Genomic DNA, 24,037 nt, shown 5'->3' with positions numbered 1-24,037 from the left:
ATTCCGTTTTTTATGCTTTCCGACCATTATGTTTTCATCAATCCCTTGAAAAATCAGTACTTTTTTTTTATTATTCGGACATGAAAACGTTCTATTCTTTTTCCTTTCTGGATATTAGGATGATAATAATAAAGGTCTAAAGTATGTTTTCGAAAAAAAATATTCCTTCTTTTTACCTACTCATTTTTATCTTTTTTAATGCATTATACGCTCTCCCTTTTTACAAAAGAGAGAGCGTATAATGCATTTTTTAAATATTAAGAGTCTAAGCCGGTTGCTTTTCCTTCACGGCTGGAATCAGCTGCTCCAAATAAACGGCCGTTTTCTTTATCAATTTGAATACCTTGAACATTTCCGATTGGGAATGGCTCATCTCCAAAATTAAATCCCATGGCTTCTAGCTCTCCTTTGGCATTCATGTCCACTCCGGCTTCCCAACCGATAAGTGATCCTGTACTATTAAAAATTCTTGGTTCTTCAATCGCTTCTTTTATATCCATTCCATAGTCTAAGACATTAATAAGCGTTTGAAACACAGACCCTACAATCGTTGGTCCGCCTGGAGACCCTAAAGTGAGTACGGGTTCACTGTCTTTAAAAACGATGGTTGGACTTTTACAGCTAACCGGACGCTTTCCTGCATCCGCTTGATTTAATCCTCCAGGAATAGCATCAAAATCAGTAAGCTCGTTGTTAAGTAAAAATCCATGGTCTTTAACCATAATTCCTGTACCAAAAGGATGTTCCACAGTCGATGTACAAGCGACAATATTGCCCCAGCGGTCAACTACCGTGAAGTGAGTTGTTTCGCTAAGCTCACGTTCAGGTTCATAAGGCTGACGCACAACGTTCACTTTTTGGCCTTTCTCATAATCCCACGGGTTGCCAAAATCAACTTTCTCATTTTTATGCTTCCAATTAATTAATTTTTGACGTTCCTTTATATATTCGTCATTTAAAAGCCCTTTTAATGGAATGTCACTGTAGGCTGGATCTCCAGAGAATGCAATTTTATCTGAAAATGCAATGCGCATAGCTTCTGCAAACAAATAATACTTTTCCCAAGATTTCACGTCGTACTGAGACACATCAAAGTCCTCTAATAGCTTTAAGATTTGCAGCACGGTGGTTCCTCCTGCGCTAGGCATGTTGGAAGAAGCAATTCGGTATCCTTTATAATCTCCCCACACGGGCTCATCGATCTTAATCTGGTATTCTTTCAAATCCGACAGTTCCATAAAACCGCCGTGCTCTTTGATCGTTGAAATAATGGCTTCTGCAATTTCACCTTCATAAAAAGCCTCGATACCTTTTTCTTGAAGAATGCGGAATGTTTTAGCAAGATCTTTTTTATTGATCATATCTCCTTCTTGCATAGGCTTGCCATTTGGGGAATATAGCTGCTTAGCATGTTCTCCTAGTCGATAGGCATATGTTTTTAAAATATCTCCAAGAACCCAGTTTGTTTCCACACCTGCTTCTGCTGCTTTGGCAGCCGGTTCAATTAATTCAGCAAGGGGTTTTGTTCCATACTCTTTACGAGCTGCTTCCATCGCCTTTAAAATCCCTGGAATTCCAATTGCTGTTGCATGAGTGGAACGCTTTCTAAACGGAATAACTTCTTTATTTTCATCAAGAAACATTTCAGGATAAGCTGCTTTAGGAGCCTGAGAATGCCCGTCAAAAATTTTAGTTGTTTTGCTTTCATTGTGGTATACCATAAAAAAGCCGCTGCCTCCAATACCGGTCATCATCGGTTCTCCAACGTTGAGACCAAACTGAACAGCAATTGCTGCATCAATTGCATTGCCTCCAGCTCTTAGCACCTGTTCTCCGGCGTCTGTTGCAATTGGATGAGCACTGGCTACCATTCCTGTTTTTCCAACCGCTGTTTCTCTTCTATATGAACTCTTTCCTGAACGAGATAAACTTTTTCCATTAATCATCTTTTACGACCTCCTAGTTACTTACTTTATCTGGGATATTGGTAAAATACCCTATTGCTTTTGAGATAAAACTGTTTAAATTTGTATTGATTACTTTGGCCATCCTATTTATAGACCAATATCCCTAGAGTATTTTAAGCCTTTGAAAGCCATAAAATAGAAAAAGCGCCAACCCTTTTTGTTTAAAGAAAAGGTTAGCACTTTTTGCGTTTTCTAACGTTTATACACTTTTACACTTGTACCGAAGCTACTTCATTATTTACGTTCAGCAGGTCATAAAGCTCTTGAAGCCTTCCTATTTCATAGGTTGAATTCCAATTTGTATCATTCTTTTTTTCCTGAGGATTAAACCAGCACGTATCAATACCCGCTAGCTGCCCGCCTTGAATGTCTGCACTCAAAGAATCTCCAACAATTAGTGTTTCATGTACGGACAGCTCTTTTATACGTGAAAAAACATAATCAAAATATTCCTTCATAGGTTTTTGAAAGCCCGTATCTTCTGAAACAAATACTTCTTTAAAATAAGGATATAGACCTGAGTCCTGAAGGCGCTTATATTGCGTAGCCGATACGCCATTTGTAACAACATATAACTCATAGTGACAGCTCAGGTTATTAATTACCTCAATTGCTCCGTCAATTAGCTGATGGCCATTGTTCAAATACGTTCGGTACTCCGCTTCAAGTAGCTTTCCGTCCTTCTCTATTCCATATTCTTTACATAGAGTAGAAAAGCGAGTATTTACAACTTGCTCACGGCTTATTTTATTTTCTTCAAAAGCTGTCCATAACCCCTGGTTTATCAAACTATAACGTTTTTTGCTTTCCTCAGTCAGCGGAATATCGTGGTTAGCAAAAAGAAGCTGTAAAGCCTGCTCTTCGGCTGCGTTAAAATCTAAAAGCGTATTATCAATGTCAAATAGCAGTGTTCGGTATGTTTTCATTCTTCTCTCTCCCCTTCAACTAATCTATTACTTTTTCTACTCGTATATATTGTCGTTTGCTAGACAGCTCAGTTTTTCCTTATCTTTGAGAATAATGGAGCCTTTCTTTTTTTCAATAACTCCTTGTGCTACAAATTTCTGAAGAACACGATTTAAATGCCGGTAAGTCGTTCCGATTAAATTAGCTATATCTTTTAAGCTTTCTGTTTTTTGGTTCATAACCAAATGCGATTCTTCACAAAAAATAGAGAGCAAATAACTAGCCAGCCGCACTTCAACTGGGTACATTAAATTAAAGCTTAGCGAGTTCGATTTTGCGCAAAACTTTTTTGTGAGCATTTCCAGTAAAAACGTCAGCAGCTGTGGATCATTGCTCGCATGCTGTTTTAATCGTTTGTATGGTATACCGATAACAACTAAAGGTGAAACGGCTTCAACCGTATTCATAATATCAACATCTTGTACATACTCAATATCGCCTATTACTTCAAGGGGCTGTTTAAAGGAAAGAACAAGCGTCTTGCCTTCGGGCGATATGGTATAAACTTTAACCTTGCCTTTCATCAATATGTACAAACAGTGAGACGCATCTCCTTGAGAACAAAGACGCTCTCCTGCCTCGACATCATACAGTGACAAATGCGGTATTAACTCTTTCTTGAAAACCGACTCTAATTTATAAGTATTTATATACTCCATCAGCTGTTTCTCACTCGTAATTTCCCTCATGTTTTCCTCTCCATCATAACGGTTTCTTTTTATTAAACAATAACACTTCCTAAAATAAAAAGGACATATGTCTCAAATAAAATTTTAATTTTCACGTTATGTTCATAGCTCACTTTCAAGAGAAATATATACACAAAAAAGACTCTAGCCCGTGGCTTAGAGTCTTTTTGTTAAGCGCTCTTGTTCTTTCTGGCGTATCCAACGTAAATAAAGACGCCAATCAGCATCCAGCCGATTGAATACATCCACGTTTTTATTGATAAGTTGAACATAAGAAAGATACAGCAAAGAATAGAAAGAATTGGAATAAATGGCACAAAAGGTACTTTGAAACCGCGCTTTAGGTTAGGCTGAGTTTTTCGAAGAGCCAAAATCGAAAATGAAACGGCAGCAAACGTGACAATCGCTAGCATATTCGCTAAATCTGCCAGCTGTTTTAAATCAACAAAACCAGCTACAACAGCGCCTAACGCGCCCACAAGCCATGTGGATATAACAGGTTCGCTGTTTTTTCGGTTTACTTTCGCAAAAAGAGACGGCAGTAATCCATCATGGCTCATTGACATCAGTATGCGAGGCACCACAAACAAATAAGCAAATACGACGGCCATAATACCAATAACCGCTCCTATAGATACAATGAGCGCTGCCCATTCTTGTCCTACACTATTGAGCGCATATGACAACGCATCGCCTACGTTTAGCTCTTTATAAGAAACCATTCCTGTTAATACTAATGCAATTACTACGTAAATGACTGCACAAACACTTAGTGCAATCAAAATGCCTAGCGGCAAGTTTCTTTGCGGATTTTTCACTTCTTCTGCCGAAGTAGAAATGGCATCAAATCCGTTATAAGCAAAAAAGACGGAAGCTGCGCCTGCAAAGATTCCTTTCACACCAAAAGGGGTAAATGGGTGCCAGTTATTTGTATGAATAAAAAAGACGCCGACGGCTACAAATAAAAGAACAATACCTATCTTGATTAAAACCATTAAGTTATTTATTTTTTTACTTTCTTTTACCCCTCTTGTTAATAAAAACGACATGCACAGTACAATAAATACTGCCGGAAGATTAATAATACCTCCATCGCTCGGTATAGCCGTGAACGATTCAGGAAGTCTAATACCAAATTCAGTAAGCACATTATTCACATAAGATGACCATCCGCCCGCTACAGAAGCTAAAGATACCGTGTAACAGCCCACAATAGACCATCCTATCAAATGCGCTACAAATTTTCCTAATGAAACATATATGTATGTATATGCGCCTCCTGAACTTGGAACAGCTGAACCAAATTCTGCATAACACAGCGCAACAAGAATACAGGCTACTGCAGAAATAACAAAGGAAATGGAGACCGACGGCCCTGCATCCCTGGCGGCAACTAGCCCTGCTATAACCAGAACTCCTGTCCCAATAGTTGCTCCTACTCCCATCAAAATCACATCAAATAACCCTAGTGTCTTAGTTGATTCTTTTGCTGCATTTTCCTCTAACAGCTTGTTAACATCTTTTTTTGCAAACAGATTACTCATGATGACTAACCTCTCTTCATCTCATTACGAATGACTACTTTTTAGTGGTAGATCTTTCTATATATGCAACAGTGAATTATTTTACTACATTTAATTTTCTGTGTAAAATAATTTAGTTTTTTAACTTTTTAATGATTAAAATAAATTCGCTAGTGATGTTTTTTATAATCCCACTATGATGTACCCGAACAGACTAAAAACATGTGTTAACAACTTTCTCAAAATTGGCTTCATTCACGATTGCTTTTGTACTATACTAAAGAAAAAATTTATAGGAGCGACGTAAAAGATGAACTTATTTTATTTTCTAAAGGGGTTAGTGATCGGTTTTTCCGTTGCTGCTCCCGTCGGTCCCATTGGTATTTTATGTATCAATCGCACGTTATCTAAAGGGCGATTATACGGATTTGTATCCGGGCTGGGAGCAGCTACAGCAGATGCTCTTTATGGATGCATCGCTGCGTTTGGCCTAACGTTCATTACAACCTTTTTACTAACCCAAAAGATTTGGCTTCAGCTGATTGGGGGATTATTTTTATGTTATTTAGGTGTACAAACTTTTCGTTCTCAACCTGCAGAGCACGCTGCTGCTGCTAAAGGAGAAGGTTTGCTTCGTTCTTATACATCCGTTCTTTTTTTAACGGTTACGAATCCAATGACGATCTTATTTTTTATTGGCGTGTTTTCTGGTGTAGGCATTAGTAAATCAGCATTTGATGTTGCTTCTGCTTTGACAATGGTTGCAGGCGTATTTTTAGGATCGGCCTGCTGGTGGCTTTCGCTCAGTTTTGCTATTAGTCTTGCCCGGTCGAAGTTTACGAATAACAGCTTGATCTGGGTAAATCGTATTTCGGGAGCCGTTGTACTGACTTTCGGGATATTTGCGTTATACAAGTTGCTATAAAAAGTCATTTTTCTCCTTTTACGGGGACGAATGACTTTTTAAATAGAAAAGAATAATCTTAAAAAATACCCTAAACGCTGTGTTTTCTGTATAATAGATAAATAGAAAAACAGAAAAAGTATAAAATATGCTTGAAAACTACATACTCAATCATTAGTCTTCAAACATAATAAGGGGAAATAACGCATGACCATTCTTCTAGTAGATGACAATCAAGTCAATCTATTTGTGATTGAAAAAATTTTAAAAGGCGCTGGCTACGATAACTGTGTGTCTCTTACGTCTGCCCATGCCCTTTTTGACTATCTTAACCTGGACGATGAGAACTCAAAAACGAATTCGGTCGATTTGATTTTACTTGATATTATGATGCCCGAAATTGATGGAATCGAAGCCTGCAGGCGAATTCAACAGGTAGAACGCTTAAAACATATTCCAATTATCTTTGTCACAGCCCTAGAAGACAGCAGCAAATTAGTAGAAGCTCTAGACGCCGGTGGAACAGATTACGTCACAAAGCCGATTAATAAAGTGGAACTGCTGGCTCGTATGCGGGTAGCCTTACGCCTTAAAGCAGAAATTGACTGGCACACGGAACATGAAAAGAAAATTCAAACTGAGTTAGATTTAGCTACGCACGTACAGCAAAACTTACTTAGTCCTCCTTTACGAGAGAAAGATATTCAAATGGAAGTTTCATATTATCCTTCTTTTAAATTAGCAGGTGATATGTACTATTGGCACAAAATTGACGAGCACCGGTACGGAGTTATTCTTTTTGATATGATGGGGCACGGCATCTCTGCCTCGCTTGTTTGTATGTTTATTTCGTCTGTGCTCAGAGAAGCTATCAAGTCCCTCATAGACCCTGAGCAGGTTATTACAGAGTTGAATCGCTACATGGAATTATTGCACAGCGAAAAAGATGAGATCCCTTACTATTTCACTGCTATTTATTTAGTGATTGATACGGAAGCTAAGACAGTAGAATATGTGAATGCCGGGCACCCAGAAGGTTATATGTTAGTGGATGAACATACGCTCGTTCCTCTTCAACGAGGAAGCTGCCCTGTAGGGTTTTTTGAAGAAATGGACGTTCAGAAATCTGTTGTCAGCTTTGAGAACGATGTGCAAATTTTGCTATTTACAGACGGAGCTCTTGAATCGATGGGCCCTTGCGAAAATGAATCTGCTCTTCGTCTTCAAAAACTTACTGAACAAAAATGGACAAATCCGCAGGCATTTATGAATGAAATTTTTTCAGAAGAACAAAAGTTAAATCAGCCTGATGACATGTGCGTGCTTATGATTCAAGCACAAGCGCAATAAAAAAAGACCTCACAAATGAGGTCTTTTTTTATTGCTTTTGATAGATGCGCTCGTTCCCTGCAAACTCGATATAAGAAGCTGCTCCTTCAGCAAAGCGAAGCGTTTCTTTATCGCCAAGCCCAAGAAATCCTTTTGCACACAGGCTTTCTGAAAATAAATTATACACTTGATTTTGCAGCTGAGCTGTAAAATAAATAAGGACGTTTCGGCAAATGATGACGTGAAATTCATTAAATGACTGATCCGTCACTAAATTATGCTGAGCAAAGATAATATTTTTTAACAGCGACGGATGAAAATATGCATAGTGATGATCCGTCTGATAATATTCCGAGAAGGCATTCTTTCCACCGGCTTGAATATAATTTTTTGTATATGACTTCATTTTACGTAAAGAAAAGGCACCTTGTTTTGCTTTTTCTAATACATCTTCGTTCATATCGGTTGCGTAAATGACCGTTTTATCCATTAACCCTTCTTCTTCTAAAAGAATCGCCATAGAAAATACCTCTTCGCCCGTTGCACAGCCAGCGTGCCAAATGCGAATTTCCGGATAATCCTTTAATACCGGAATCACTTTTGTGCGAAATGCTTTAAAAAAGCTTGGATCGCGAAACATCTCTGTTACATTTATCGAAAAATCATTTAAAAGCTGGTTCATAAATTCTTCTTCGTGAATCGCTTTTTCTAACAATCGAGACACGGTTGGAATACGTTCAATTTTCATTCGATTATAGACTCGGCGACAGATAGAAGATTTAGCGTACTGTCTGAAATCGAATCCTGTTAATCGATAAATAGCCGTCAGCAGTAAATCTATCTCTAAATCTGTTTTTTTATTCATAACTAAGTCTTCACTTAAATCTAGGTGCTTCATATCCATTTATGTTTCATACCCCGCTTAATTTACTAGCCATACACGCATAACGGAGAACAGCTGATTTAAATCTAAAGGTTTGCTGATATAATCTGATGCTCCAGCTTCCAAGCATTTTTCACGATCATTTTTCATCGCTTTAGCGGTTAGTGCAATAATAGGCAAATCAACAAGCTTTAGCTCTCCTCTAATTTTCTGCATCGCTTCATACCCGTCCATTTGCGGCATCATAATATCCATTAAAATGAGATCAAATGGTTCACTATTCTCCATCATTTCAAGACACTCTATTCCGTTATGAGCTGTCATAATGGTCATACCTTGTTTAGCTAGCGCAGTTTTTAAGGCAAAGATGTTGCGCTGGTCATCATCTACGATGAGCACTCGCTTATCCTGAAACACATTTTCATCATCTTGCAATGGAGGTTCAACTGGTTGTACAGGATGATCAATTTCAGTTATTTCTGCTTCAGGTTCAGCTTCTTCTACAGATACTGCTACTTCTTCATATGCAAAATTCACTTTCTCATAGTCAATAAGACCGTTAGAGAGACTAGGAAGGTAGAGGGTAAACGTACTTCCTTTTCCTACTTCACTGCTTAGGGAAATCCAGCCCCCCAATAATTTTGCAAACTCACTGCAAATAGATAAGCCAAGTCCCGTTCCTCCGTACTTGCGAACCGTAGCTCCATCCGCCTGCTGAAACGCTTCAAAGATAAGCTGATGCTTTTCTTTTGGTATACCAATCCCTGTATCAGCTACAGCTATTTCTAGCCAGCAATCCGTATCGACTGTACGCATAGCTGTTGTAAGACGATGGTCAGCTACTCGTTGAATGGATACTGTGACAGATCCCGATTCCGTAAATTTAAATGCATTTGATAAAAGATTTTTCACAATTTGCTGGAATCTCTTTTCATCTGTGTGAATGATGTCCGGTACATCTTGTGCTTTATTAATTTTCAATTGTACTTTTTTCTGTTCAGCAACGTGGCTGAAATTACGTTCAATTTGATCTGGAAGCTCACTCATATTCATCTCAGCAAGCAAGACATCTAGTTTTCCAGACTCTACTTTTGATAAATCCAAGATGTCGTTGATTAATGCCAACAAGTCTTTTCCTGAAGAATGAATAATACGAGCATATTCTTCTTCATCTTCAGATAGCGTTTTAGCCGCGTTTTCCTCAAGCATTTCAGACAGAATAAGAATGCTGTTAAGCGGTGTTCGAAGCTCGTGCGACATATTAGCAAGGAATTCAGATTTGTATTGAGAATTCAATTCCAGCTGATGCGCTTTTTCTTCTAAATCTTCTTTTGCAGCCTCTAATTCAACCGATTTTTCTTCTGCATCTTTTGTTCTTTCTTCTAGCTGTTCATTAATCATACGCAGCTCTTCAGACTGCATTTGCAGTTCTTCTGACTGTGTTTGAAGTTCTTCAGACTGAGCCTGGAGCTCTTCTGTCATCGCCTGAGATTCTTTTAATAGACGAGCAATTTCCATACGTCTGATTACACCATTGATAGTGAGACCAAACGTTTCAATCACTTGACTAATAAGTTCTTGCTCTAAAACTGTAAATTCGTGCAGCGATGCAAGCTCGATAACAGCAATTACTTCATTTTCAAACAAGACGGGTACAATAAAAATACTCTTAGGTTTTACGTCTCCTAATCCTGAAGTAATGAGCTGGTACGTGTCAGGTACATCGTTTATGACAAAGGTTCTTTTTTCTAAAGCAGCTTGTCCAATGAGCCCTTCGCCTATCAAAAAGCTCTCTCTTCCCGCGTCGCCTTTTCTATCTGCAAAAGCAGCTTGTTTGACGAATAGGTTTCCTTTATCATTTTCCTCTCGAACATAAAATGCTCCGAAAGAAGCTCCTGTCATTTCTGAAACCGTAAAGAGAAATTTTTCCGCAAGCTTGTCTACAGATGCTATGCCTTGGTACATCGTTACAGCATGAGCAATGTTCGTTTGAAGCCAGTTTCGCTCTTCAATATTTTCTAACAACGCGTTCGTGGCTAGCCCTAAATCTTTAATTTCATCATTAGATCTAACTTTAATTCTTCCTTTTAACTCGCCTTTTGAAGCCGTAATTCGTTTGATCGTTTGCGTAACTTCTTTAATCGTATTCACAATGGAATTGGACAAAACAATAGCGATAGCAAGTGAAATAAGCGTAACAAATAACAGCAAACCGTAAAGTCCAATTTTAATTTTTTTATTTTTCTCGTCTAACTCTGCTGCTCTTGTTTCAGTCGATTTTTTCTCTACATTTCTAAAAGAAGTAAACTGGCTGCGTATATCGTCCATATACTGGCGCCCAGGATCTTTCTCAAAAAATTGCTGAAGCTCTTTTGTATTATTTTCTTTTTTTAATGCAATGGTCGGTTCACCAGCAGCTTCAATCCAGTCTTGAATGCTCCCTTTAATCTTCTCCAGTTTCTCCTGCTGATTTGGATTATTATTTAGAAGCTGATACAGCGCATTATAATCTTTTTCCCAACTTGATGCTGCGCTGTTATAAGGTTCTAAGTAACTCGCTTCTCCTGTAATAATATAGCCTCTTTGTCCGGTTTCCATATCGAGCAGGTGTTTTTCAATTCGATTGGTCAGATCATGCACTTCAATATCATGATCAATGATAAAATTTCGCTCTTTTTGCAAAGATGAAATTTGACTGTTTAAAACAATAAATGCAATAAATAAACAGACAATAACAATTAAATATCCAATAATAATTTTGGATTTGATGCCAAACCTCATTTTCTTTTCCATAATGTTCCTACTTTCATTCTAGATATTCTTCTAGAAGCATTCGAAAAACATGTTTATTTTTGCCGCTGGACAATTTCACTTTCAGTACACACTCTCCACTCCATCTTCCTTTACTTGATAAGGCTTCTCTCTTTTTCCTATCAAGTCAACATTCCTATTATACACTCTATTTTTGTACAGAAGAATATTTATTGTGCAAGAGGTGAAGATTAATTCCCCAATTAGAAATTGACGTTTTAAAACTCCATATAAAGATAAGCCCATGCCTTTAAAGGCATAGGCTTATCTCGTAATATATTTGTACACAATAAGGTAATGAAAAGTAATTTATGCTTTGGGGAATCACATAAATTATGACAACATAGGTATAAATAAATACTTACATACGAAACGTAAAGCATTCATTATTTAAATTGTACTTGGACAGTAGAAAGCAATGCCACTTTTTTTAATTTACATATTTACTTGCTGCACTTTTTATCTCGAGCTCTTTAACATTGTTAAAAACTCTGAGAGGCTAGGGGCGTTTTTATTTAAAATAGTTTCAGCAAAATAAGATATTTTATAAAGAGTTTCTATGCTTTCAATCGGATATTTTCCAGCTGCTGTTTCAGCAGAAAGCATCACTGCATTCGTTCCGTCAAACACCGCTTGAAACACATCTGTCACTTCAGCTCTTGTGGGAATCGTGCTGTCTACCATTGATTGAAGCATTTGTGTCGCTGTGATTACGTATTTATCGTGCAACCGGCACTCGTGAATTAATATTTTTTGCAGTAAGGGAATCCATTCATATGGAAGCTCTACTCCTAAATCTCCTCGTGCAATCATAATTCCGTCGCCTTCTTCACATATTCTCTGAAAATTTTCTATAGCTTCCATCGTTTCTACTTTTGCAATTAGCTTTGGGGTATTTGGATGTTTTAAATGGATAAAATCTTTAATTTCTTTTAAATGCTCAGGGGTTCTTACGAATGAACAAGCAAGAAAATCTACTTTTTCTTTCACCAAGAATCTGATATCTTGTTTATCCTTTTCAGTAATGGCTGGTAAACGCACGCGAGTAGCTGGTAAATTTACTCCTTTATGTGAAGAAATAACGCCGCCTTTTTTTACTTTTGTGACAAGTTTATCTTCTTCTACTCTTTCAACAATTAGCTCTACTTGGCCGTCATTCATTAAGATTTTGCTTCCTTTTTGAACATCCTGCACGATACCCTTGTAATCAACGCTGGCTCCCTTTTCATTTCCTGATACCTCCTCTGTATACAAAACAAAAGAGGTTCCTTCTTTTAACACCACTTCTTTTAGTTTCATCACTCCAAGCCTAATTTTAGGACCTTGCAAATCTCCTAGGATTTGAATAGAGGGATCTAAAAACCTTACTGTATCTATAATTTTCTTGTGGCTTTCATGCGACCCATGAGATAGGTTCAGCCGAGCTATTGTCATTCCTTTTTCTAACAGTTTCGCTAGTACATCTTCTTTATTACTAGCAGGCCCAATTGTACAGATTCGGTCGATTGCCATCGCCTTTCACCATCCTTTTAACATAGGATGCCCACTTCAATGAAAGAGATAAGCTTCATATAAAAATAGTTATATTCCCACAAAAAAGCCGTCTCTAAGTCAATAGCTTCACTTATGAGACAGCTCTTTTATTTTCGTTCTCTTCTTTATTTCACCCAGCTTCCAGCCACTTTTTTATTTTTAGAAATCCAGTTTTTTACGCCTTTTGTTTCGTCTTTTGCACTGTTAATTTCTGATTCCAACGATGCCAATTGATCAGCACTAATAGAAAAATCTTTCAGCCACTTTGCTGCTTCTGGATAATCTTCTTTAAATGCCTTTTTGCTAATCGACTGTATTTTTTCAGGTCCAGTTGGATTCATCGTATTTTTGGGATCTTTTAAGTATCTGAGATTATACTTTTCAAAAGCCCAGTGCGGGCGCCATAACGTAACAACAATGGGTTCTTCATTAGCAATGGCTTTATCTAATTCCGATAACATGGCGGCTGTGCTGCTTTCTACTAAACTCCAGTCTGTTAACCCATAGCTTGGCATCGCATGATCTTTAGTAAGACCGTTTATTCCAGATCCCGGTTCAATACTAATAATCTTTTCGTTAAACTCATCTTTCTTATTTTTCAAATCAGCTATTGACTGCGCGTCTACGTAGTCGGGAACGGCCAATCCGCTATCTGCTTGATCATACCAAGTGCCGAGAACGTCAACTTGTTTTCCAAATCTTTCCATATAAGAACTATGGGTGGTCGGCATCCATACATCCAAAAATAAATCAATGTTTCCTTGAGCAACTCCTGAGAAAAGCGGAGCTACGTCGCTTTGAACTGCTTTAACTTTATAGCCTTTTTCCTCTAATAATTCCTTCCATAAAAACGTAACAGCTACGGCTTCGTCCCATGGTATGTATCCAATTGTAATTTCTTTTTTAGTCGTCGTGCTGCTTGCCGTATTGCTATTGCCGCATGCGGAGACAAGCAGCATAATGACGATTGTTAGCATAATAAAAGAAACTTTTTTTGATTGTTTCATATACTCCCACCTTTATTCATTTTATTTACTTGATTGAATACCTTTTCTTTTTTGAGTAGAAAGGTGCGTCAGACGATCTAAAATAACGGCAATAATGACAACAGCAATCCCACCGATAAATCCTAAGCCTACATCCAACATACTGATGCTTCTTAACACCTCAGCACCCAAGCCTCCTGCACCGACCATTGAAGAAATAACAACCATCGAAAGAGATAGCATAATAACTTGGTTTATACCCGACATAATCATAGGCAAAGCGAGCGGCAGCTGGACTTTAATTAATTTTTGCCATTCCGTCGCTCCAAAAGCTTCTGCCGCTTCTAAAGTAGTTTGGGGAACTTGCTGAAGTCCAAGCAGTGTCAGACGAACGGCAGGCGGCATTGCGAAAATAAAAGTAGCAATAAGAGCTGTAACATTCCCTAATCCAAATAAAAGTACGGACGGAATTAAGTAAACAAAAGCAGGCATTGTTTGCATAATATCAAGAATGGGCTTTATCACTGCTCCAACTTTGTTAAAGCGGTGTGATAATATGCCTAAAGGAACGCCAAATAGAAGTGAGATAATAGTAGAAGCTAAAACGAGAGATAAGGTCAGCATCGATGCTTCCCATAAATTTAAGCTAATAATAAGAAGTAAACCAAAACCCGTAAATACAGCTATCTTCCAATCTGTTAACCATAGCGCTAATAGAACAAAAACAACGACCGTTACTAGCGGAGGAGAAGCGGTCAATACCCATTCGAGACTGCTTATTAAGCTCGTCATTATCTGGTTGATTCCAGTAAATACACCTGAAAAACTATCAATCATGTAATCAACAAATGAGTTTGCCCATTTATCTAAAGGAATACGAGGAATCGTCGCGGAATTTACCATCATATTTATCGGACCTCCATTTGATATGACTTAACTTCTTGTTGCTCGGTCACTGCAGTGCGTTCAGTGAGATTTGCAATAAGAGTGCTTGGGGAAATCATACCTTGTAGGCGATGATGATTATCAACAATAACTACAGGCGAATGACTGTCTGTAAATAGAGGAATCATTTCTTGTAAAGACATATCAGGATTAACACAATGCGGCTGTGTCATTTCTTTTCCTTTTAAATCATGCTTATGAGCTTCTATCAGCTCCATCACTGTATAAATGCTCATTAAGCCCAATAAGCGGTCAGCACTATCAAGAACAAAAATAGTAGATAAATGATTGGTTCTCATTCTTCTTAATACAACTTGCGGTGATTCATACTCATAGGCTGCCGTTTCTACCGGAACCACCGCGTCTTTAGCAAGGCGAATTTTGCCGTAATTAACGTCTTGAACAAGCAGCTTTACATAATCAGTTGCCGGTTGACTTAAAATATCTTCAGCGGTTCCAAGTTGTACAATTTCCCCGTCTTTCATCACGGCAGCCCGGTGGCCTAAAGTTAATGCTTCATCCAAATCATGCGTCACAAAAATAACTGTTTTTTGTACTTCTCCCTGAATATCAAGAAATAGCTTTTGCATATCTCTTCGAATAAGAGGATCTAAAGCTGAAAAAGGCTCATCCATCAACAAAATCTCCTGTTCAGAAGCAAGAGCTCTTGCTAATCCAACCCGCTGCTGCATACCTCCTGATAATTCATAAACTCTTTTATAAGCTTGTCCATTTAAGCCCACCATTTCAAGCGCCTTTTTACCTCGCTTTTCCCTTTCGTTTGCCGATACGCCTTGTATCTCTAGACCGAACGTAATATTGTCAATCACGGTGCGGTTTGGAAGGAGGCCCACATTTTGAAAGACCATCCCAATTTTATTTCTCCGGACTTCCTGAAGCTGCCTTTTTGGCATATGAGAAATATCTGTATTTTCTAGATATACCGTCCCTTCTGTTGGTTCTACAAGCCCGTTCAAGCATCGAAGTAAAGTAGATTTACCGCTTCCTGATAATCCAATTAACACAAAGGTTTCTCCCTTTTTCACTTCGAAATAAGCATTGTAAATAGCAACGGTTGTCTTAGTAGCTTGTTCGACTTCATATTTACTTTGTCCAGCTTCTCGTAGCTTAAGAGCCTGTTCTTTTTGGTGACCAAATACTTTTGAAACATCGGTAACGCGGATAATGGGTTCTGTTAGTTTAGAGCTTGTACTCAATTTATTTCCCCCTTATTTTAAATTAGATTGTTAGAAGTGGTCTGACACCTCGAGGTAACGTGTCAGGCCACTTCTACTTACTATTCGACCTTCATACCGATTGCTTCCAATACATAATTGTAAAAATGAGAAACGTGCTGTTCGATAGGTACTAAAATACCTCCTTCTTTATAAGATTTTGAACTCATATTTTCTTGACACCACTCACACGCTTCAAAGTCTTGTAAATTAACGCGGTGAAATAATTCCACGGCATCTTTTGGGTCAAAATCAGGCTTAGCCATTTCTTCCGGGTCGAATAACCATTCACAAATCACTTTAGACTTTTCCGCACTAATTGGAATAATACGATGAATAATAACGTGATCCGGTGTTAAATTGATAAATACAAGCGGCAGAACGGTAATGCCAAAATACGTGCGGTCATCTTCAGGAAGCAATCCTTTTAACATAGGACGGCTTCCTTTCCCGCTGATTGAAAAAGCTTCTAATTCATCCCCAAACTTAGCTCCGCCTCCCACGGAACTTTGAGTACCGACTCCCGAACGAAATTCAGGCAGCGTTGCCGTAAGTTCAGGGTGAATAGAGGAACAGTGATAACACTCTTGAAAGTTTTCTACAATAAGCTTCCAGTTTGCCTCGACTTCATATTCTTCACGATGAGCGGATTTTAAGTTTTGAATTTCATATCTAGCAAACGTATAAAGTTCTCCAAAACGATCAAAAATTTGTGTGTCTAGCTGATATTCAACAGACATAGGATTGTCTGATAAATTAACCCAAACCATGCCGTGCCACACTTCAATGTGAACGGATGTTAGTCCGTAATTTTCGTTATGCACGAGTTCTTCTCGACAGTGGCTTGTGTTAGGAACACCTACTAAATCACCATCTAAGCTATAGCTCCATGAATGATATGGACAGCGAATGACACCTGCTTTATCGGATGCTTGGCTGCACAGCTTAGCTCCTCGATGCCGACATACGTTCAAGAATCCACGCAGCACGTGATCTTTTCCTCTAGTAATTAAAATATTTTCGCCTTCAACTCTCGTCGTAATATATTGTCCTGGTTCTGCTATTTCGTATTCAAATGCAACTAAACTCCATGATTTAGAAAATATATGATCTTTTTCTAACTTAAAAATGTCGGAAGATGTATACAGCTCTCCTTTCAACGTGGGCTCAAGTCTCCCATTATCATTCACTAAACCATGTTCCATAACCATCTACTATTCCTCCTTCGCTTCTTTAGAAACATTTAAATAGAACCATTCGCAAGAGCTGACGACGATTTATACTATTTTATTCGCCGCAAATCGCTGCGGAGTAAACAAATCAATTGGGTGATTGGTTTTTCCCTCTATCACTAAATCTGCTAAAATCTCTCCTACTACGCTTGCAAACTTAAACCCATGTCCAGAAAATCCCGCTGCAATCGCTACTTGAGGATATTCAGGATGCAGTGAAATGACAAAATGTTCATCTGGTGTATTGGTATACATGCACGTTTTCCCTTGTAAAAATCGACCGTTAAGCTGCGGAAGACCTTGAGCTAGATAGTGCCGCATCATGTTCACTTCGTCTTCATATATATTTCGATCAATCGTTTCCGGCGTACACGCTGTTCCTTTTCGGAAAAACGCCACTTTTGCTCCTTCAGCCTTTAATCCAAAAGAAGGGAAACCATACAACTGCACATAATCATCTGCTTCCCAAATATAAATCGGCTGTTTTCCCACTGAAAAAACATCTATTCCTTGTGTTGGTTCAAAAAACATTTGCACATGACGCTCTACTTGTAAGCTAACGCCTAAATCTCGTAATAAATCGGGTGCCCAAGCGCCTGCAGAAATAATGATTTTTCCAGCTTCATATATTCCATTAGCTGTTACAACGCGCACACCTTCACCAGAAGGATGAGCTTCCCACGACACCACTTCCTCAAAAAAGTGAAGCTCAGCTCCGTACTTTTCTGCTTGAAGAAGGTGAGTATATACGCTCGCTTCCGGCCTAACAAATCCAGCTTTTTCTTCGTACAGGGCGATTGTAGCAGGTGAAGGTGTAAACGCCGGAAACCGTTTGTAAATATCCTTTGCTTCTAGAATCTCATACGCAAGATTCCACTGTTTAGAGCTTTCAATGCTTCCAGAGACCGTCAAGCTATCAGTAGGTCCCATCATAAGTCCACCGGTAACCGTCAGAATTTCTTGACCGCTTTCTCTTTCAATTTCCTCCCACAATTCGTAGGCGCGAAGCAATAATGGAACATAAGCAGGGTCTTCAAAATACGACTGTCGAATGATTCTAGAGCCGCCGTGGCTCGATCCCAGGTCATGGGCGGGACCGTATTGTTCTAACCCCAATACCCGCTGACCTTTTTTGGCGAGCTGATAAGCAGCCGTACTCCCCATAGCTCCTAATCCGATAATAATGACATCATAATATGTTGACATCTGCATTCCTCCTACCTTTCGATTGATCAATTAAACTACCGCTGGGGAGTGTGTCATCATTGTTGCTTTATAACGCTGACCAAAGTATTCAACTTCTAAAACCATTTCTTCATTTACAGCTTGAGATAATAAGGTGTGTACAATTCCTTTGCCTAAGCTGTATGAATAGCCAGCACTTGTCACAAATCCGAGGGCCGTTTCTCCATAAAAGACCGGTTCATATCCCATTACTATCGCTGAAGGATCATCTAATATGAGCGTCGCTAATACTGTTTCAGAATCTTTTCGCTGACGATCAAGTAATGCTTCTTTTCCAATAAAAACTGGTTTTGTTAAATCAACCATTTCATGAAGGTTGACTTCATATGGATGATGTTCGCTCCAAAAGTCTTTCCCGCTTTTTAACGAAAAAAATTCAATTCGAAGGTTTTCAAGAGCTCGGTCTCCCCCAGCAATCAGCTGATAAGGCTGTCCTTGTTCAATTAATAAATCCCATAAATTCAGGCCTTGATCAGAAGTAGTAATCAATTCCCATCTCTCCATTCCCCCGTAGGAATCACGCAGAGCAAGAACTGAACTATTTTCAATAAACAGGGTTTTCGCTTGCCCTTGAATCCAATCGCCACGAAGGTCTGAACGCTGAATCACGGACTCCATTACTTCTGTAGCTTTAGGGCCGATTAATGCTACACTGCATGTCCCTGACGTTACATCTTGAAAAACAACTTGACCGTTTTGAGGCACGTGTTTTTGAATCCAGCTTGCTTCTACAGCTCCTGTACAAACAATCAAAAAAGTTGATATACTTTTGCGAATAACCATTATTTGATCTTTTATGCCGCCTAGCTCATGCAACATACATGTACGTATGCTTTGACCTACTGCAATGTCTATATTTCCTGTCGTTAGTTTCTGTAAAAACTGGAGAGCTCCTTTCCCTTTAATTTCCAACCTTTTCTTTGCTGCCGTTGTATCGTAAATCGCTGCGTACTGACGAGTATGCAACTGTTCAGCCTCGATAATCGGTGACCAATATTCAGCGGACCACCCATTTCTTATTAACATCATCTTTTCATATATGGATATAAGCGAATAGTTAGCTTCATACCACTGCGGCTGCTCCCACCCTGCTTTTTCGTTAAAATACGCTTTTAGTTCTTGCTGACGCATATAAAATGGACTTACGCGCATGTTTCGCGATACTTTTCGCTGCATAAATGGATGATGAATGCTATAAACTTCTTCATACTCTTCAATAGACCGCTGTTTGTAATAAACTGGGCTGCATGCATACGTATCGAAACGATTAATATCGCATAGCTCTAAATCCACAGTCGGTGCACCATTCATCATCCATTCAGCCATTTGCTTCGCGACACCTGCAGAGTGCGTTACCCATATGGCTTCGGCTACCCAAAATCCCCCTACTGCTTGTGCTTCGCCAAGCAGCGGCATGCCATCGGGCGTGAAGGAAAAAATACCATTCATTCCTTTTTTTATTCCCGCTTGTTTTAATGCCGGAATTAATTCCATTGCATCTTCCCATGGTTTTTCAAAATCTTTTGGCGTAAAAGGTTTAACAGAAGGCATTTCTTTTGTTTCTCCGTATTTGGTGATGTCACTGAGTTCGACCGGAAACGGGTCATGCTGATATGATCCAATCCCAAGCCCTTTGTCTACCTGACGAAAATAAATTGCATTATCCTGATCTCGAATAAGAGGAGTCGCAGCTTCTTCCGTTTCTCCATTCAATTCAAGTAAATCATTTGTAAACACATATTGATGAGCCATTGGTTGAAGAGGGATTGTTACACCGACCATTTCTCCGATGCGTGGCCCCCAAAATCCGGCACAGCAGACGATTACATCTGCTTCAAACTTTCCAGCACTCGTGTACACTGCTTTTACTTGACCATTTGCCACTTCAATATTCGTCACTTCTGTATGACCGTAAAATTCTACGCCGCATTCCTTAGAAAAGCGAGTCATTTTATCAACAGCATGCAAAGGTTTGGCAATACCGTCTGACGGAACATAGAGACCTCCGCAAATACGCTCAGGACAAATCAGCGAATTTTTTTCCGCGCATTCCTGCGGTGAAAGAAGAAAAGCTTCGATTCCCCATGAGCTGGCAACACCAGCCTTTCTCTTTAGATCTTCTAATCGCTCGGGTGTACGGGCAACTTCTAAACTGCCGACTGGGTAAAAAGAGCGCTGTTCATCTATACTCAACTCTTTAAAGGTCTCGACTGTTTGAGAAGCTAGTGTTGTCAGGATTTTTGAAAAGCTAAGCTGAAATACAAGCCCCGGAGCGTGAGAAGTAGATCCTCCCGTTTCAAACAAAGGGCCTTGCTCAATCACTGTTATGTTTCTTTGCCCCATTTTACTTAAATAGTAGGCAATGCTGCACCCGACAATTCCAGCTCCTATCACTACTATCCTCTTATGTTCCATCACTTCATATCTCCCTCCTTTTTTCATTTAAAGATGTTAAATATTGTCGATAGTTAATTATATTTTTAATATTAAGAATTTTTAAAGTATTTTGTTAAAAAGTGTGACATAGATTTTTTTTGCACTTTCTTCCGCTAATGTTCGGATAACGCTTTCTTAACTTTAAAATCTCAGAAAAACCGCCGTTTTTTTCTTTCGAATAACGAATTTTAAAGAAACTATCTATCTGTCAAAATGACTCTTATCAATGAATGGTTATACTAAAAATGCCGGAAAGAAGATAGCTAAAATAACTTAGCTATCTTCTTTTTAAACCATTTACCGATTAATTGATTTTGAACGCTTAAATACTTTTGCTTATTTTTAGACCAAAGTTGCTTGTTTGACTACTTTTTTCATTTCTTCTGCAACGTTTCTTTTGTCTTTTTCACTTGTAATCCCCCCGCCTACAATCACAAGATCAGGCTTTGACTGCACAACTTCTGGAAGTGTATTCAGTTTAATGCCTCCTGCCACCGCTGTTTTTGCATTTTTCACAACTCGTTTAATCGTTTGCAGCTGCTCGAACGGGGTTTCTCCTTCGGCTTGAAGATCATATCCCGTGTGTACACAAATATAGTCTACACCGAGTGCATCGACTTCTTTTGCACGTTGTTCAAGGTTTTTTATATTAATCATATCAACAAGAATTTGTGTTCCTTGTTTTTTGGCCTCTTCTACAGCGCCTTTTATAGTCGAATCATCAGTAGCGCCAAGAATGGTAATAATACTAGCACCCGCTTCAGAAGCTTTCATTACTTCATAAGCACCTGCATCCATAATTTTCAAATCAGCTAATACCTTTAAAGACGGAAAGGCTTCCTTGATTTCTTTGACTGCTTTTAGCCCTTCGTTAATCACAACTGGAGTACCAATTTCTACAATATCGATATACTCTTGAACCTCCTGCACTACTTCTTTTGCCTCTGAAATATTTACAAGATCCAATGCTAATTGAAGTTCCATACCTACTTCACTCCTTCATTAAATGGGGTTGTCTAGCATGAATTCATTGTAAAACCGTTACTTTCAAAAAAGAAGTAGGCACTTTTAAAACATATAGTCACTAAAAATATACTATGGACGCTTCGATGCAGCGTATCATTTGTGTTTATTTTAGAAAATTCTGAATAATTAGGTTAGTTTTATCTTTTCAACAAAAGATTTTAACCCATATGGCTGGAATTATTCATTTCAGGCTCTATAACGGTTTGCATATAATTTTTTCCCCACTCATCCATGCTCTCAAGAATGGGCATCAAGCTTCTTCCGTGTTCAGTCAAGGAATACTCAACTTTTGGAGGTACAACCGGATAGACTTTTCGGTGAACGATTTGATCTTCTTCTAATTCTCGCAGCTGACTTACTAACATTCGCTGAGTAATTCCCGGCATCATGGACTTTAACTCACCAAACCGTTTCGTCCCTTCTTTTCCTAAGTGCCACATAATCAACATTTTCCACTTGCCTCCAATAATCGTTAACGTTAATTCCTTTTCACAGTTAAACGTTTTGTTAAAAAGTCTGCTCAATCCTTTTTCCTCCCTTTTTATGCGTAATAGTATAGTTTTAGACACTATATGAAAATAAAGTGTCTACTTATAAAGGAAAATTGTACCTGCTATACTGTAATCTGTAAAGATGGTAAAAGACTATATTCACTGCAATAGACCGTTAAAATAAAGGAGGAGATCAATTGGGCAGTGTAGCTCGTTCACGTAATAATTGTCTTAAGTCTCATTCACCACAAGCGTTAGAAGTGGATTCTATGACCTTTATCTTATTTGGAGCAACAGGAGATTTGGCTAAAAGAAAAATTTTTCCTGCGTTATATAATTTATTTTTAGATAAAAAGCTGCCTTCTTCCTTTTCTATTGTTTGTACTGGTAGAAGCAACTGGTCTGATGATGCCTTTCAAATCTATGTAGAAGAATCAGTAAAGACTTTTTCAAGGCGCTTTAGACAAGGTGAATCCAAGATAAAAGAATTTCTTCAGACAGTTCGCTATCATAAAATGGATGTCAACAATAGTGATGGATATGACCAGTTGCTTCATGCCATTCAAGAAGGCGAAGCAGAATTAAATATTCCTGAAAATCGTCTTTTCTATTTATCAGTGGCTCCTGAATTTGTAGATGTTATTGCTTCAAATATAAATAGCGGCGGATTAGGATCTACAAAAGGCTGGAAACGTCTTATTATCGAAAAGCCTTTCGGACACGATTTACAATCTGCTCAAGTGTTAAATCAAAAGCTTACTGAAACGTTCAATGAAGAAGAGATTTACCGTATCGACCACTATCTAGGAAAACCGATGATTCAAAATTTGGAGGCTTTAGCATCTGCAAACCCTATTTTACAAGCACTATGGAATCATCACTACGTTGCAAATGTTCAAATTACAGCTAGTGAAACAGTTGGTGTAGAAGAAAGAGCGCATTACTATGATCAGTCCGGTGCAATTAGGGATATGTTCCAAAACCATATGCTTCAAATGCTTATGATGACTGCCATGCAGCTACCAAAGACGCTTAACATCGCAAAAACTCGCCAACAAAAGATAAAAATTATGAAAAGCCTTCGCTCTCTACAAAAAGAGTTTATTCATTCGAACGTCATAAGAGGTCAATATGAAGCGGGAAAAATCCAAGATCGTTCCGTTATAGGATATAAAGAAGAGCCCGGCATCAATGCTGCTTCCGTTAATGACACATTTATAGCAGTCCGGGTATGGATTGATCATGAGCTTTGGAAAGGAGTGCCCTTCTATCTTCGCACAGGAAAAAGAATGAGTAAAAAATGCACGCGTATCGTCATTGAATTTAAACATCCTTTAAAGGATGTTTATACAGATGAAGAAGTCATTCCTAACCTTTTAGTTGTCGAAATTAGCCCAAATGAAGGTATCTCGCTACAATTAAACAGCAAAAATCCTTTGAATGATAATAAAATCGAGCCTATTTTTATCAATTTCTCAACAAATCAAAAAGAAGTACCCGAAGCTTATGAACTGCTGTTATTTGATGCTTTACAGGGAGACTCCACATTTTTTGCTCATTGGGAAGAAGTTGAATTATCTTGGAAATGGGTGCAACCTATTTTAGAAGTTTTTAATGATGAACGCTTTCCTCTTCATTTTTATCCTGCGGGTACGATGGGACCAGCAGCTTCAAATCAATTGTTAAAAGAAGACGGATTTAAGTGGTGGTGATTACTTTTAATCTCGTTAAAAAGAGGCTGGGGTAAAAGCATTTTATTTGAAGAAAGATCCGAACGATGAAGCGAGATTCTTGATGGAAAATCCAACTCGTTCGGATTTTTTCATTGTGGTCGTA

General features: G+C 38.5%; 18 protein-coding genes. 3 read left to right on the top strand and 15 right to left on the bottom strand.

From position 1 onward, the window contains the following. Positions 1-257: 257 nt before the first annotated feature. From ggt to LIS78_RS07775, 4 genes are all read right to left on the bottom strand, one after another. On the bottom strand, positions 258-1,946 hold the full coding sequence (gene ggt, locus LIS78_RS07790) for a gamma-glutamyltransferase (RefSeq protein WP_252284924.1): 1,689 nt from the start codon (positions 1,944-1,946) through the stop codon (positions 258-260). Between the two features lie 230 nt (positions 1,947-2,176). Next, on the bottom strand, positions 2,177-2,893 hold the full coding sequence (locus LIS78_RS07785; protein WP_209151303.1) for a YjjG family noncanonical pyrimidine nucleotidase: 717 nt from the start codon (positions 2,891-2,893) through the stop codon (positions 2,177-2,179). A gap of 36 nt (positions 2,894-2,929) precedes the next feature. Further along, a complete protein-coding gene (locus LIS78_RS07780; RefSeq protein WP_252284923.1) occupies positions 2,930-3,622 on the bottom strand; it encodes a Crp/Fnr family transcriptional regulator in 693 nt (230 codons plus the stop codon). Positions 3,623-3,792: 170 nt separating this feature from the next. Beyond that, complete coding sequence (locus tag LIS78_RS07775) at positions 3,793-5,166, bottom strand: amino acid permease (protein ID WP_209151301.1); 1,374 nt, start codon at positions 5,164-5,166, stop codon at positions 3,793-3,795. Between the two features lie 289 nt (positions 5,167-5,455). Here LIS78_RS07775 and LIS78_RS07770 point away from each other — a divergent pair, with 289 nt between their 5' ends. Both LIS78_RS07770 and LIS78_RS07765 read left to right on the top strand, forming a co-directional pair. Continuing rightward, positions 5,456-6,070: a LysE family translocator gene (locus tag LIS78_RS07770; protein WP_195780680.1), complete on the top strand. Its 615-nt coding sequence runs from the start codon at positions 5,456-5,458 to the stop codon at positions 6,068-6,070. Between the two features lie 186 nt (positions 6,071-6,256). Continuing rightward, on the top strand, positions 6,257-7,399 hold the full coding sequence (locus LIS78_RS07765) for a SpoIIE family protein phosphatase (RefSeq protein ID WP_195780681.1): 1,143 nt from the start codon (positions 6,257-6,259) through the stop codon (positions 7,397-7,399). Between the two features lie 28 nt (positions 7,400-7,427). Here LIS78_RS07765 and LIS78_RS07760 read toward each other — a convergent pair whose 3' ends face one another. The 11 genes from LIS78_RS07760 to hxlR all read right to left on the bottom strand — a co-directional run bounded on the left by LIS78_RS07760 (position 7,428) and on the right by hxlR (position 22,234). Then, positions 7,428-8,282 carry a CheR family methyltransferase gene (locus LIS78_RS07760; RefSeq protein WP_013056253.1) on the bottom strand — a complete coding sequence of 285 codons (855 nt, stop codon included), beginning with the start codon at positions 8,280-8,282 and terminating at the stop codon, positions 7,428-7,430. Positions 8,283-8,300: 18 nt separating this feature from the next. Beyond that, positions 8,301-11,054 (bottom strand): CHASE3 domain-containing protein, encoded by a 2,754-nt coding sequence (locus tag LIS78_RS07755; RefSeq protein WP_252284922.1) that lies wholly within the window; start codon positions 11,052-11,054, stop codon positions 8,301-8,303. A gap of 477 nt (positions 11,055-11,531) precedes the next feature. Next, complete coding sequence (locus LIS78_RS07750; protein WP_195780683.1) at positions 11,532-12,584, bottom strand: pyruvate kinase; 1,053 nt, start codon at positions 12,582-12,584, stop codon at positions 11,532-11,534. Between the two features lie 146 nt (positions 12,585-12,730). After that, complete coding sequence (locus tag LIS78_RS07745; RefSeq protein ID WP_057274625.1) at positions 12,731-13,612, bottom strand: glycine betaine ABC transporter substrate-binding protein; 882 nt, start codon at positions 13,610-13,612, stop codon at positions 12,731-12,733. Between the two features lie 21 nt (positions 13,613-13,633). Beyond that, entirely contained in the window at positions 13,634-14,497 is an 864-nt protein-coding gene (locus tag LIS78_RS07740) for an ABC transporter permease (RefSeq protein ID WP_252284921.1), read from the bottom strand. 2 nt (positions 14,498-14,499) lie between these two features. Further along, positions 14,500-15,753, bottom strand: coding sequence for a quaternary amine ABC transporter ATP-binding protein (locus LIS78_RS07735; protein ID WP_252284920.1), 1,254 nt, complete (start codon positions 15,751-15,753; stop codon positions 14,500-14,502). Positions 15,754-15,833: 80 nt separating this feature from the next. Next, complete coding sequence (locus tag LIS78_RS07730; protein WP_252284919.1) at positions 15,834-16,982, bottom strand: aromatic ring-hydroxylating oxygenase subunit alpha; 1,149 nt, start codon at positions 16,980-16,982, stop codon at positions 15,834-15,836. A gap of 66 nt (positions 16,983-17,048) precedes the next feature. Continuing rightward, positions 17,049-18,209: an N-methyl-L-tryptophan oxidase gene (gene solA, locus LIS78_RS07725; protein ID WP_252284918.1), complete on the bottom strand. Its 1,161-nt coding sequence runs from the start codon at positions 18,207-18,209 to the stop codon at positions 17,049-17,051. 30 nt (positions 18,210-18,239) lie between these two features. Then, positions 18,240-20,663, bottom strand: a complete 2,424-nt coding sequence (locus tag LIS78_RS07720; RefSeq protein WP_252285328.1) for a GcvT family protein — start codon at positions 20,661-20,663, stop codon at positions 18,240-18,242. A gap of 363 nt (positions 20,664-21,026) precedes the next feature. Next, entirely contained in the window at positions 21,027-21,668 is a 642-nt protein-coding gene (gene hxlA, locus LIS78_RS07715; RefSeq protein ID WP_252284917.1) for a 3-hexulose-6-phosphate synthase, read from the bottom strand. 200 nt (positions 21,669-21,868) lie between these two features. Continuing rightward, positions 21,869-22,234: a transcriptional activator HxlR gene (hxlR, locus tag LIS78_RS07710; RefSeq protein ID WP_195780689.1), complete on the bottom strand. Its 366-nt coding sequence runs from the start codon at positions 22,232-22,234 to the stop codon at positions 21,869-21,871. Between the two features lie 164 nt (positions 22,235-22,398). Here hxlR and zwf point away from each other — a divergent pair, with 164 nt between their 5' ends. Next, positions 22,399-23,913, top strand: coding sequence for a glucose-6-phosphate dehydrogenase (gene zwf, locus LIS78_RS07705; RefSeq protein WP_195780690.1), 1,515 nt, complete (start codon positions 22,399-22,401; stop codon positions 23,911-23,913). Positions 23,914-24,037: the final 124 nt, after the last annotated feature.

Origin of the sequence: Priestia megaterium, from assembly GCF_023824195.1 — a bacterium.
Classification (GTDB): domain Bacteria; phylum Bacillota; class Bacilli; order Bacillales; family Bacillaceae_H; genus Priestia; species Priestia megaterium_D.
Note: the sequence above shows the minus strand (reverse complement) of the source record. Positions and strands in the feature narration are given on the sequence as shown.